We start from the raw sequence: 12,347 nt of genomic DNA, 5'->3' as shown, positions 1-12,347 counted from the left end.
CTTTGTATTCAAGGAACTTGCCTCACCGGAAAAGATCCAACGGCGCATCTTCAACCCTCACCCTTCGAGGTGTTTCAACATGCGTCTCAAAACCGCCATCGCCGCCGCTGCCTTGCTTTCTCTGCCTATTGGCTCGGCCATGGCCGATACCTTTTGGCGTAACGTGATGACTTCCGGTGCGACCACGGCATCGAGCTACCTGACCTCGCACGATCACAAGCTGGTAGTAGCGGCACAGGATGATGCCGGCAGCTTCGTGGCCAGCGAAGGCGCCATTCGCGGGCCGTTTCTGGAGGCGGCGTTGAAGCAGGTGCGGGCGGAGAACCCGGGGATGCAGGCTTCTGACATGGAGCTGGCGAATGCCATCCTGGCCAAGAATGCGGTAGCCGAATAACCGCGTCGCTCGCCCCCACAAGGATCGCGCGAGGTTTGAGCCCTGTGCAATTCCTGTGGGAGCGGGCATGCCCGCGAAGAATCCAACACCGAGTTTAGCGATACGCCTCCACCGGCACACACGCACAAAACAGATTCCTGTCCCCATACACGTTGTCGACCCGGTTCACCGCTGGCCAGTACTTGTGCTGGCGCACATGCGCACTGGGCGCCACCGCCTGCGCCAGGGTATAGGGCCGATCCCACACCCCCAACACATCTTCCAATGTATGCGGCGCATGCTTGAGCGGGTTGTTTTCCGCCGGCCAGTTGCCCTCCTGCACCTCGGCAATCTCTGCACGAATCGCCAGCATCGCCTCGACAAACCGGTCCAGCTCGGCCTTCGACTCACTCTCGGTCGGCTCCACCATCAGCGTGCCCGGCACCGGGAATGACATGGTCGGGGCATGGAAGCCATAGTCCATCAGGCGCTTGGCCACATCCTCTTCACTGATGCCGGTCTGCGCTTTCAGCGGCCGCAGGTCGAGGATGCACTCGTGCGCCACGCGCTGGTTGCGCCCGCGATAGAGCACCGGGAAGGCACCGCCCAGCTGGCTGGCCAGGTAATTGGCCGAGAGAATGGCCACCTCGCTGGCATCAGCCAACTGCGGCCCCATCATGGCGATGTACATCCAGCTGATTGGCAGGATGCTCGCGCTGCCCCAAGGGGCGGCGCTGACCGCGCTGTTGTTCGGGTCCAGGCCAGGCACCGGCACCACCGGGTGGCTGGCGACAAACGGCTTGAGGTGCGCGCGAATGCCGATCGGCCCCATGCCCGGGCCACCACCGCCGTGGGGGATGCAGAAGGTTTTGTGCAGGTTCATGTGCGAAACATCGGCCCCAATATCCGCCGGGCGCGCCAAGCCTACCTGGGCATTGAGGTTGGCGCCGTCCATGTACACCTGGCCGCCGTGCTGATGCACCACCTCGCAGATTTCCCGAATGCCTTCTTCGTACACGCCGTGAGTCGATGGGTAAGTGATCATCAGGCACGACAAGCGCTCGCCAGCTGCGTGGGCCTTGGCTTTGAGGTCGGCCAGGTCGACGTTGCCATGGTCGTCGCAATCGACGATCACCACCTCCATGCCGGCCATCTGCGCCGAAGCCGGGTTGGTGCCGTGGGCTGACGAGGGAATCAGGCACAGTGTGCGCTGTGGCTGATGGCGGCTGCGGTGATAGCGGGTAATGGCCATCAGCCCGGCGTATTCACCCTGGGCTCCGGAGTTAGGCTGCATGCAGATGGCATCGAAACCGGTAATCGCGCACAACCAGCTTTCCAGCTCGTCGATCATCGCCTTGTAGCCCGTGGCCTGCCCTGCCGGGGCAAACGGGTGCAACTGCGCAAAACCGGGCCAGGTGATAGGGATCATCTCGCTGGTGGCATTGAGCTTCATGGTGCAGGAACCCAGCGGGATCATCGACTGGTTCAGCGCAAGGTCCTTGTTCTCCAGCTGTTTGAGGTAGCGCAGCATTTCGGTTTCGCTGTGGTGCTGATTGAACACCGGGTGCGCGAGGAAAGGTGTGCGTCGCACCAGGTTGGCAGGGATGCCTTCAGGCAGGGCCAACTGGTCGAGGGCGGCAATTTCCAGGCCGTGATCCACCCCCGCGAAAATGTCGAGCAAGCGCAGCACCGTCTGTTCGTTGCAGGTTTCGTCCAGGCTCACGCCCAAGTGCCCACGGCCGAGGATCCGCAGGTTGATCTGCGCAGCTTCGGCGCTTTCGATGATGGCCGCCTGGGCCCCGCCAACATCCAGGGTAAGGGTATCGAAAAAGTGCTGGTTGAGGCGCTTGATGCCTTTGACCTCAAGCCCTGCCGCCAGGATAAAGGTCAGCCGATGCACACGCTGGGCGATGCGTTGAAGACCTTCCGGGCCGTGGTACACCGCATAGAAGCTGGCAATGTTGGCCAGCAGCACCTGGGCAGTGCAAATGTTGGAATTGGCCTTCTCGCGGCGGATATGTTGCTCGCGGGTTTGCAGGGCCATGCGTAGCGCGGTGTTGCCACGGGCATCGCGCGACACGCCAATGATGCGCCCCGGCATGGCCCGCTTGTAGTCGTCGCGGCAGGCGAAGTAGGCCGCGTGGGGGCCGCCGTAGCCCATCGGCACGCCAAAGCGCTGGGTCGAGCCCAACACCACATCGGCACCCAGCTCGCCGGGCGGTGCCAGCACTACCAGGCTGAGCAGGTCGGCGGCCACGCAGGCCAAGGCCTGCTGGCTGTGCAACTGGTCGATCAACGGGCGCAGGTCGCGCACTTCGCCGTGGGTGTCGGGGTACTGCAACAAAGCACCGAACACCGCGTGTTTGCCAAGGTTATCCACAGCGTCGACGATCAGCTCGAAGCCAAAGCCTTCGGCGCGGGTCTTCAACACTGACAAGGTTTGCGGGTGGCAGTGCTCGTCGGCAAAGAAGGCGTTGCTCTTGTTGCGCGCCACCCGCTTGGCCAGGGCCATGGCTTCGGCGGCGGCGGTCGCTTCGTCAAGCAGCGAGGCATTGGCCAACGCCAACCCGGTGAGGTCGATGACCATTTGCTGGAAGTTCAGCAGCGCCTCCAGGCGGCCTTGGGCGATTTCGGGTTGGTACGGCGTGTAGGCGGTGTACCAGCCGGGGTTTTCCAGCACGTTGCGCAGGATGACCGTAGGGGTGATGGTGCCGTGGTAGCCCATGCCGATCAGGCTGGTCCACACCTGGTTCTGTTCGGCGTAGGCGGCGAGCTTGGCCAAAGCGGCCTGTTCGTCCAACGCTGGCGGCAGGTCGAGGGGGCGGTTGAGGCGGATGTCGGGGGGGACGGTCTGCTCGATCAGCTCACTGCGGGTGGCAATACCCAGGGCGTTGAGCATGGCCTGCTGCTCTGCGGCATCGGGGCCCAAGTGGCGACGCAGGAAAGGGTTGAGCTCTTGCAGTTGATGCAGGGATGGCGACTGTGACATGACGACGCTCTCTTCCTAGACCGGGTCTCATGGAGACTTATAAGTCTAGGAAGGGATCGGGGATGCTGCGGGAAAACTTGTTTGCAGGCCCGGCCTCTTCGCGGCTAAAGCCGCTCCTACAGGGATCGCACCGGCCTTGGCTGCGGCGCAGTTCCTGGGAGCGGCTTTAGCCGCGAAGCAGGCGACGTGGTCCTACTCGCCGATAGCAGCGGCGTAACCAGCAGCATCCAGTAGCTTGTCCAGCTCGGCCGGGTTGCTTGGCTTCAGCTTGAAGATCCACGCACCGTAAGGCTCTTCGTTGAGCAGCTCCGGGCTGTCGGCCAGTTCTTCGTTGACCGCAATCACTTCGCCACCGATCGGGGCGTAGATGTCCGAAGCGGCTTTTACCGACTCGACCACACCAGCAGCGTCGCCTGCAGCGAACACCTTGCCAACTTCGGCCAGCTCGACGAACACCACGTCACCCAGGGCTTGCTGGGCGTGGTCGCTGATGCCCACGGTCACAGTGCCGTCGGCTTCCAGGCGAGCCCACTCGTGGCTTTCGGCAAAACGCAGGTCAGCGGGGATATTGCTCATGTCTTGAATTCCTCGATTGGCTCAGCGGTACGCCCGCCGGTTAAAAATGGTTCAGATCAGGATCTTGCCGTGGCGCACGAAGGTCGGTTTGACGACCCGCACCGGGTACCACTTGCCGCGAATTTCCACCTCGGCCCGGTCGCCGGTGGCCATGGGCACGCGCGCCAAGGCAATGGACTTGCTCAGCGTAGGCGAGAAACTACCACTGGTGATCTCCCCTTCGCCAATCCCGGCTACGCGCACCACCTGGTGGGCACGCAGCACGCCACGCTCTTCCAGCACGAGGCCGACCAGTTTTTCCTGCACGCCGTGCTCGATTTCCGCCAGCAGGCCGCTGCGGCCGATGAAGTCGCGCTCGGCCGGCTCCCAGGCGATGCTCCAACCCAGGTTGGACGTCAGCGGTGTGTGGGTTTCATCGATATCCTGGCCGTACAGGTTCATGCCGGCCTCCAGGCGCAGGGTGTCGCGGGCGCCAAGGCCACTGGGCGCGATGCCAGCGCCGACCAGGTCGTTGAAGAAGGCTACGGCCTGCTCACCCGGGAAGATGATCTCCAGGCCGTCCTCACCGGTATAGCCGGTGCGGGCAATGAACCAGTCGCCTTCGCTGACGCCCTCGAACGGACGCAACTCGCGGATGAGTGCAGCGCGCGCAGGGCTGAGCAGCGCTGCGACTTTTTCGCGGGCATGTGGCCCCTGAATGGCGAGGATGGCCAAGTCGGGCCGGGCCTGGAAGTCCACGGCAAAACCGGCCCGCTGCTGCTGCAACCAGTCGAGCACCTTGGCACGGGTGGCGGCATTGGTGACCAGACGGTAGCCGTTTTCCGTGCGGTAGACGAGCAAGTCGTCGATTACCCCACCCTGCGCGTTCAGCAGCGGGCTGTACAGTGCCTTGCCGACGTCGTCGAGGCGGGCCACGTCGTTGGCCAGCAAGCGCTGCAACCAGGCGGTGGCGTCGCTGCCGTCGACATCGATCACAGTCATGTGGGAAACATCGAAAACGCCGCAGTCACTGCGCACCTGGTGGTGCTCCTCGACCTGCGAGCCATAGTGCAGGGGCATGTCCCAGCCACCGAAATCGACCGTTTTGGCGCCTAGCGCCAGGTGCAGGTCATACAAAAGCGTGCGCTGTCCCATGGGTTTCTCCTTCCGGGCGTGGCGAAGCGGCGGCGGTCGATGACGTTGGTCGTCAGCTCTTGTTGTAAGGACCCGCCGCGCGAATGCCGCGCATTGTAGCCGCAAGGTCGCAAGCTGGCACCCTCAGTGACTGTGACCGGGTCGACGCGCCGAACGGCGGATCAGGCCGATGACCGGCAGCAGACCCACCAGCACCAGCGTCAATGCTGGCAGCGAGGCACGCGCCCACTCGCCCTCGCTGGTCATCTCGAACACCCGAACGGCAAGGGTGTCCCAGCCGAACGGTCGCATCAGCAAGGTGGCCGGCATTTCCTTGAGCACATCGACGAACACCAGCAGCGCGGCACTGAGCGCGCCCGGTACCAGCAACGGTAGATAAACCCTGAAAAACAATCTCGCGCCACCGACGCCCAGGCTGCGGGAGGCCTCGGGCAGCGACGGGCGAATACGTTCCAGGCTGCTCTCCAGCGGCCCGTAGGCCACCGCGATGAAACGCACCAGGTAGGCCAGCAGCAGCGCCGAGAGGCTGCCCAGCAACAGCGGCTTACCGGCCCCGCCCAACCAACTGGACAGCGGGATCACCAGGTGGTTATCGAGGTAACTGAAGGCCAGCATGATCGACACGGCCAGCACCGAGCCTGGCAAGGCATAGCCCAGGTTGGCCAGGCCGACCCCGGCGCGAATGCCACCGGTCGGTGCCTGACGGCGGGCAAAGGCCAGCAGCAGCGCCACGCACACCGTGACCAGCGCCGCCATGCCACCCAGGTACAGGGTGTGCAGCACCAGGCCGACATAACGCTCGTCCAGATCGTGTCGGCCACGCTGCCAGAACCACGCCAGCAGCTGCAGCAGCGGGATGACGAAGGCGCAGGCGAACACCAGCAGGCACCAGCCGCTGGCCAGCAGCGCCTTGACCCCGCGCAGGTGGTACAACGCCTGCCCCCGTGGCCGTTCGTTGCCGCTGCGGCTGGCCCCCCGGGCACGCCGCTCGCCGTACAGCACCAGCATAACGGCCAGCAACAGCAGGCTCGCCAACTGGGCAGCGCTGGACAGGCTGAAGAAGCCGTACCAGGTCTTATAGATGGCGGTGGTGAAGGTGTCGAAGTTGAACACCGCCACCGCGCCGAAGTCGGCCAACGTTTCCATCAGGGCCAGGGCGATGCCGGCACCGATGGCTGGCCGCGCCATGGGCAGGGCCACGCGCCAGAACGCTTGCACCGGTGACAGCCCCAATACCCGTGCCGCTTCCATCAGGCCCTTGCCCTGGGCCAGGAAGGCCGTGCGCGCCAGCAGGTAGACGTAGGGGTAGAACACCAGCACCAGGACGATGATCACCCCGCCAGTGGAGCGCACCCGTGGCAGGCGCATGGGCCCGAATACCTCGCGCAGGGCGCTTTGCACCGGGCCGGCGAAATCCAGCAGGCCGACGAAGACGAACGCCAGCACATAGGCAGGGATGGCGAATGGCAGCATCAACGCCCAGTCCAGCCAGCGCCGGCCGGGGAACTCGCAGAGGCTGGTGAGCCAGGCCAGGCTGACGCCCAGCACGGTGACGCCGATGCCGACGCCCACCACCAGCGTCAGCGTGTTGCTGAGCAGGCGGGCCATCTGGGTGTCGAGCAGGTGCGACCAGATTTGCGTATCGATCGACTGCCAGGACAGCAGCAGCACGCTCAGGGGCAACAGCACCAGGGCGGCGATCAGGGAGACCGGGAGGTACCAGCGGCGTTGGGGGGTGTGGGGCAAGGCTGAAATCTCGGTTGCGATGGCGACCGCTGCGCGGTCGTTCGCGGGACAAGCCCGCTCCCACAGGAGCCGCACAAGGTATCGATCCTGTGAAGTTCCTGTGGGAGCGGGCTTGTCCCGCGAAAGGGCCTCTGAAGGCCCCGGAAGCATAAGGCCTGGCGCTTAGTTGTAGCCAGCGCGATCCATCAAACGAATGGCTTCAGCCTGGCGCTTGCCGGCGATTTCCACCGGAATGGTATCGGCCTTGAAGCTGCCCCAGGCGGCCACTTCCTCCGATGGCTTCACCTTCGGGTTGGCCGGGAATTCCTGGTTGATGTCGGCGAACAGTTTCTGCGCCTCTTCGCCGGTCATCCATTCCACCAGCTTTTTCGCGGCCTCCGGGTGCGGCGCGTGCTTGGTCAGGCCGATACCCGACAGGTTCACATGCACGCCACGGTCTCCCTGGTTGGGCCAGAAGATCTTCACCGGCAGCTTCGGGTTCTGCTTGTGCAGGCGGCCGTAGTAGTAGGTGTTGACCACCCCCACGTCGCACTGGCCGGCCTCGATGGCCTGGATCACCGCGTTGTCGTCGGAGAACACGTCGGTGGACAGGTTGTTGACCCAGCCTTTGACGATTTGCTCGGTCTTAGCCTCGCCATGGGTTTCGATCAGGGTGGCGGTGAGCGACTGGTTGTACACCTTCTTCGCCGTGCGCAGGCACAGACGGCCTTCCCACTGTTTGTCGGCCAGGGCTTCGTAGGTGCTCAGCTCTTCGGGTTTGACCCGCTCGGTGGAGTAGATGATGGTGCGCGCGCGCAGGCTCAGGCCGGTCCAGTCATGAGACGAGGCGCGGTACTGCGACGGGATGTTCTGGTCGATGATGTCGGATTTGATCGGCTGCAGGATGCCCATCTGCTCGGCCTGCCACAGGTTGCCGGCGTCGACGGTCAGCAGCAGGTCGGCCACGCCGTTGTCGCCCTCGGCCTTGATGCGCTGCATCAGCGGGGCTTCCTTGTCGGTGATGAACTTGATCTTGACCCCGGTCTTGGCGGTGTAGGCATCGAACACCGGCTTGATCAGCTCGTCGATGCGCGAGGAGTACACCACCACTTCGTCCGCCGCTTGGGCGGTGCCGCCGAACAGGGTCAGGGCCAGGGCGGCCAGTAGGGGCTTGCGTGGCAACATGTGAAGCACTCCTCGGATCGTTTGAGAGGTGCAAATGGTAGTGAATCCCATTTTCTGGCTCATCTACCTAGCCGTTACCGGATGTTGCAGAGGGGCCGCTTTGCGGCCCCAACAATCTCAAGCCTTGGCCAAATCCGGCAGGTCTCCACTCAAACCCAACGCCTGGCGCACAAACACCGCCTTGGCCTCCGGCATCTTCTCCACCAGCTTCAATCCACTGTTACGCAACCAACGCAACGGCAGCGGATCAGCCTGGAACAACCGCTCGAACCCTTCCATGGCCGCCATCAACGCCAGGTTGTGCGGCATGCGCCGCCGCTCGTAGCGGCTCAACACCTTCACATCTGCCAGCCGTTCACCACGCTCGCAGGCATTGACCAGCACCTCGGCCAGCACCGCAGCATCCAGGAAGCCTAGGTTCACACCCTGCCCGGCCAGCGGGTGAATGGTGTGCGCGGCATCGCCGATCAATGCCAGGCCTTCATCCACATAGCGCTTGGCGTGGCGCTGGCGCAGCGGCACGCACACCCGAGGGTCGGCCTGCAGTACATCACCCAGGCGCCCCTCGAAGGCCCGCTCAAGGGCCTGCAAGAAGGCCGCTTCATCCAGCGCCATCAACTGCTCGGCATGCTCTGGCGTGGTCGACCACACAATCGAGCACCAGTCCTGCTGGCTGTCGCGGGTCAACGGCAGGAACGCCAATGGCCCTTCATCAGTGAAGCGCTGCCAGGCCGTGGCCTGGTGCCCGGCGCTGCAACGCACGCTTGTCACGATGGCATGGTGCAGGTAATCCCACTCGCGGGTTTCGCAGCCGGCCAGGCGCCGCACGGCCGAATTGGCGCCGTCGGCCGCGATCACCAGCGGCGCACGCAGCTGACGGCCATCAGCCAGGGTCAGCAGCCATTCGTCACCCGAGCGTCGAAGTTGCTCCAGACGCGCGTTGGGCAACAGGCCTATGTCACTGTCGTGCAGGCGCTCCAGCAGGCCGTCCTGCACCACCCGGTTCTCGACGATATGGCCGAGCACCTGTGCATGCACACTGGCGGCCGAGAAGTGGATCTGCCCAGTGCCACTGCCGTCCCACACATGCATGTCGGAATACGGTGTGGCACGCCGTTGGGCAATGCCGTCCCAGGCGCCAAGGCGTTCGAGAATACGCTGGCTGGCCGCCGAAAGCGCACTGACACGCGGCTCGAACGGGGCTTGCGCATCGAATGGCTTGACCGTGAGCGGCCCGCCATCGAGCAAGAGAATTTGCAGGCCACTGTGGCGCAATGCCAGGGCCAGGGCGCTGCCGACCATACCGGCACCGACAATCAACAGATCTGCGCGCATTTCCATGCCTTACGCCAGCCTCGCTTGCGGCTTGAGCCGCACGTATAGGGTTTTATCGACCCGCGCCACCAGTTCACCGGCACCATCGCGGATATCGACCTGCAAACGCGGCAGGCACTTCTTGCCAGTGGCGGTCTGCTGGCGAATGTCGTCCAGCAGCGCGTCATCGACGTTGAATTCGGCATACACCGGGCCTTTGCCCGGCGAGATGAAATCGATGCTGGCGGCTTTGTCCCAGACGATGTAGTCGCGGCCCAGCTGCTCGATCAGCAGCAACATGTAGAACGGGTCGACCATCGAATACAGGCTGCCACCGAACTGCGTACCGACATAATTGCGGTTCCAGCGGGTCAGCTTCATCGCCACCTTGACGCTGCGCATGTCCGGGCTGATGTGCTGCACACGGATCCCGGCGCCCAGGTAAGGTGGGTAGAGGTTCAGCAGCCAGCGCAGCATGCGCGCCCGGCGCGCCAGTTTACGCGGGTTGCTCATGCCTGGCCCCGCGGGTCGGGGCGGGTACCCAGGCCCATGGCCTGGCGGGCGAACCAGCTTTTGGCCGGCGGCAGCAGGTCGAGCCCAAGCAGGCCGAGGTTACGCCCGGCGGCCAGCAACGGCTGGTTGCTGCCGAACAGGCGCGTGACCTGGTCGGAAAAGCCGATGGTCATGGCCTGGTCCAGACGCTGGCGCTGGTGATAGGCCTGCAGCGTGGTCAGGTCGCCAGGCTGCTGCGGCCCGGCCAGCAGCGCGTCGGCCAGCGATTGCACATCGCGCAGCGACAGGTTGAAACCCTGGCCGGCAATGGGGTGCAGGCTGTGCGCGGCATTGCCCAGTACCACCAAGTGCGGCCGCACCTGCTCCTGGGCCTCGATCAGCGACAGCGGGTACAGGTGGCGCGCGCCAACCTGGCGCAACGCGCCCAGGCGATAGCCAAACACGCCCTGCAGCTCACGCAGGAAGCTGCGTTCGTCGATGTCGGCCAGGCGCCGTGCATCCATGCCTTGGCGTGTCCACACCAGCGCGCAGCGGTTTTCCGGCAGCGGCAGCAGCGCCATGGGGCCTTCTTCTGTGAAACGCTCGAACGCCTGGCCGCCGTGGGCTTCACCCGGGGTGATGTTGGCGATCAAGGCACTCTGTTGGTAAGGCGTGTGGCGTACGTGAATTCCCAGTTGCTCGCGCAGGCCGGAACGGCCGCCGTCGGCCAGTACCGCCAGGTCGCATTCAAGCTGGGTATCGTCATTCAAGCGCAGGCGGTAACCACCTTCGATCGCCTGCATGGAGGTGACTTCCGCCGGGCAGCGCCAGCTCACCACCTCACTGTCCAGCCCCTGCCACAGGCATTGGCCCAGCCAGGCGTTTTCCACCACGTAGCCCAACGCTGGTACGCCCTCTTCCAGGGCATCCAGGCGAGTGGCGCCAAAGCGGCCACGGTCGGACACGTGAATCTGACGGATCGGCTCTGCACGGTGACCAATGGCCTGCCACAGGCCCAACTGCTGGTAGATCTGCTGGGTGCCGAACGACAACGCCGAAGAACGCGCATCGTAGCTGGGCTGGAAGCTGTCGCCGGGGGCGAACGGTTCGATCAGCAAGATCTTCCAGCCACGCGCCTTGGCCCCGGCTTGCAGGGCCAGAGCCAGGCTTGCACCAACCAGACCACCACCGATGATCGCCAGGTTCACCCGGTTCATGCCGCGTCCTTGCGGGCGGCCTGCATCAGCGCCTCGATCTCGGCAACCGTGCGCGGCACGCCCGAAGTCAGGATTTCACAACCTTGCCTGGTCACCACCACGTCGTCCTCGATCCTTACACCAATGCCGCGCCATTTCCTGGCCACGGCCTGATTGTCGGCGCCAATGTAGATGCCCGGTTCGACGGTCAGCGCCATGCCGGGCTCCAGCACTCGCCACTCGCCCCCCACCTTGTACTCGCCCACATCGTGCACATCCATGCCCAGCCAGTGCCCGGCACGGTGCATGTAGAAGGCGCGGTAGGCCTCACTGTCGATCAGCGCCTGTACCTCACCGGTGAGCAGGCCCAATTCCACCAGGCCTTCGGTAATCACCCGCACGGTCGCCTCATGCGCGTGGTTCCAGTGCTTGCCGGGGGCAATTTCGGCAAAGGCCGCCGCCTGGGCCTTGAGCACCAGCTCGTAGATGGCCTTCTGCTCGGGCGAAAAACGCCCGCTAACCGGGAAGGTACGGGTGATGTCGCTGGCGTAGCAGTCGATTTCGCAGCCAGCATCGATCAGCACCAGGTCGCCATCCTTGAGCGGGGCGTCGTTCTGCTGATAGTGCAGGATGCAGCCATTGCGCCCGGCTGCGACGATCGAGCCATAGGCCGGCATCTTCGCCCCGCCCTTGCGGAATTCGTAATCCAGTTCGGCTTCCAGGCTGTATTCGTGCAGCCCGGCCCGGCAGGCCTGCATGGCCCGCACATGGGCCCGTGCAGAAATGTCTGCCGCCGCGCGCATCACCTTTACTTCCGCCGCCGATTTATACAGACGCATGTCGTGCAGCAGATGATCCAGCGCAACGAACTCGTTCGGCGGCTGCGCGCCCAGGCGGGCCTTGGAGCGGATCACGTTAATCCAGTCCATCAGCCGGCGGTCGAACTCGGCATTGCTGCCCATGGCGCTGTACACCCGCTCGCGGCCTTCGATCAGGCCCGGCAGAATCTCGTCGATGTCGGTGATGGGGAAGGCATCGTCGGCGCCAAAATCGCGCACAGCGCCTTCCTGGCCGGCCCGCAGGCCGTCCCATAGTTCGCGCTCGGGGTTGCGTTCACGGCAAAACAGCACGTACTCGCCGTGCTCACGCCCGGGGATCAACGCAATCACTGCCTCCGGCTCCGGGAAGCCGCTGAGGTACTGGAAATCGCTGTCCTGGCGGTACACGTGCTCGACGTCGCGGTTGCGGATGGCAACTGCGGCGGCGGGCAGGATGGCGATGCTGTTGGGGACCATCTGCGCCATCAGCGCCTTGCGCCGACGGGCATACTCGGCCTTGGGAATGTGGCTCATGGGCAGACTAC

General features: G+C 64.4%; 10 protein-coding genes. 1 reads left to right on the top strand and 9 read right to left on the bottom strand.

Features of this window, described 5'->3' with window-relative positions; all coding sequences use genetic code 11:
* Positions 1 to 79: 79 nt before the first annotated feature.
* Entirely contained in the window at positions 80 to 394 is a 315-nt protein-coding gene (locus D8767_RS01810) for a DUF2388 domain-containing protein (protein ID WP_019098663.1), read from the top strand.
* A gap of 94 nt (positions 395 to 488) precedes the next feature.
* On the opposite strand, the gene gcvP is transcribed toward D8767_RS01810, so the two are convergent.
* The 9 genes from gcvP to pepP all read right to left on the bottom strand — a co-directional run bounded on the left by gcvP (position 489) and on the right by pepP (position 12,336).
* Positions 489 to 3,362, bottom strand: a complete 2,874-nt coding sequence (gene gcvP, locus D8767_RS01805; protein ID WP_016712602.1) for an aminomethyl-transferring glycine dehydrogenase — start codon at positions 3,360 to 3,362, stop codon at positions 489 to 491.
* A gap of 192 nt (positions 3,363 to 3,554) precedes the next feature.
* Entirely contained in the window at positions 3,555 to 3,938 is a 384-nt protein-coding gene (gene gcvH / locus D8767_RS01800; protein ID WP_016712603.1) for a glycine cleavage system protein GcvH, read from the bottom strand.
* A 51-nt stretch (positions 3,939 to 3,989) separates the two neighbouring features.
* A complete protein-coding gene (gcvT, locus tag D8767_RS01795; RefSeq protein WP_016712604.1) occupies positions 3,990 to 5,072 on the bottom strand; it encodes a glycine cleavage system aminomethyltransferase GcvT in 1,083 nt (360 codons plus the stop codon).
* A gap of 123 nt (positions 5,073 to 5,195) precedes the next feature.
* On the bottom strand, positions 5,196 to 6,818 hold the full coding sequence (locus D8767_RS01790; RefSeq protein WP_029380250.1) for an iron ABC transporter permease: 1,623 nt from the start codon (positions 6,816 to 6,818) through the stop codon (positions 5,196 to 5,198).
* A gap of 162 nt (positions 6,819 to 6,980) precedes the next feature.
* Positions 6,981 to 7,982 (bottom strand): extracellular solute-binding protein, encoded by a 1,002-nt coding sequence (locus tag D8767_RS01785; protein WP_016712606.1) that lies wholly within the window; start codon positions 7,980 to 7,982, stop codon positions 6,981 to 6,983.
* A gap of 117 nt (positions 7,983 to 8,099) precedes the next feature.
* Positions 8,100 to 9,317: a 2-octaprenyl-3-methyl-6-methoxy-1,4-benzoquinol hydroxylase gene (locus D8767_RS01780; RefSeq protein WP_162998297.1), complete on the bottom strand. Its 1,218-nt coding sequence runs from the start codon at positions 9,315 to 9,317 to the stop codon at positions 8,100 to 8,102.
* A 9-nt stretch (positions 9,318 to 9,326) separates the two neighbouring features.
* Positions 9,327 to 9,809, bottom strand: a complete 483-nt coding sequence (locus D8767_RS01775; RefSeq protein WP_016712608.1) for a DUF4442 domain-containing protein — start codon at positions 9,807 to 9,809, stop codon at positions 9,327 to 9,329.
* Positions 9,806 to 11,005 carry a 2-octaprenyl-6-methoxyphenyl hydroxylase gene (gene ubiH / locus D8767_RS01770; RefSeq protein WP_016712609.1) on the bottom strand — a complete coding sequence of 400 codons (1,200 nt, stop codon included), beginning with the start codon at positions 11,003 to 11,005 and terminating at the stop codon, positions 9,806 to 9,808. The genes D8767_RS01775 and ubiH overlap by 4 nt, the downstream gene beginning before the upstream one ends.
* Complete coding sequence (pepP, locus tag D8767_RS01765; protein ID WP_016712610.1) at positions 11,002 to 12,336, bottom strand: Xaa-Pro aminopeptidase; 1,335 nt, start codon at positions 12,334 to 12,336, stop codon at positions 11,002 to 11,004. Before pepP ends, ubiH begins: the two co-directional genes overlap by 4 nt.
* Positions 12,337 to 12,347: the final 11 nt, after the last annotated feature.

Source organism: Pseudomonas sp. LTGT-11-2Z (genome assembly GCF_003691445.1).
GTDB classification, from domain to species: domain Bacteria; phylum Pseudomonadota; class Gammaproteobacteria; order Pseudomonadales; family Pseudomonadaceae; genus Aquipseudomonas; species Aquipseudomonas monteilii.
This window is presented reverse-complemented; position numbering and strand designations above follow the sequence as displayed.

Excerpts from the sequence above, each read along its gene's own strand:
- D8767_RS01810 (WP_019098663.1), top strand. The coding sequence starts at position 80 with ATGCGTCTCAAAACCGCCATCGCCGCCGCTGCCTTGCTTTCTCTGCCT.
- gcvP (WP_016712602.1), bottom strand. The coding sequence starts at position 3,362 with ATGTCACAGTCGCCATCCCTGCATCAACTGCAAGAGCTCAACCCTTTC.
- gcvH (WP_016712603.1), bottom strand. The coding sequence starts at position 3,938 with ATGAGCAATATCCCCGCTGACCTGCGTTTTGCCGAAAGCCACGAGTGG.
- gcvT (WP_016712604.1), bottom strand. The coding sequence starts at position 5,072 with ATGGGACAGCGCACGCTTTTGTATGACCTGCACCTGGCGCTAGGCGCC.
- D8767_RS01785 (WP_016712606.1), bottom strand. The coding sequence starts at position 7,982 with ATGTTGCCACGCAAGCCCCTACTGGCCGCCCTGGCCCTGACCCTGTTC.
- D8767_RS01780 (WP_162998297.1), bottom strand. The coding sequence starts at position 9,317 with ATGCGCGCAGATCTGTTGATTGTCGGTGCCGGTATGGTCGGCAGCGCC.
- D8767_RS01775 (WP_016712608.1), bottom strand. The coding sequence starts at position 9,809 with ATGAGCAACCCGCGTAAACTGGCGCGCCGGGCGCGCATGCTGCGCTGG.
- ubiH (WP_016712609.1), bottom strand. The coding sequence starts at position 11,005 with ATGAACCGGGTGAACCTGGCGATCATCGGTGGTGGTCTGGTTGGTGCA.
- pepP (WP_016712610.1), bottom strand. The coding sequence starts at position 12,336 with ATGAGCCACATTCCCAAGGCCGAGTATGCCCGTCGGCGCAAGGCGCTG.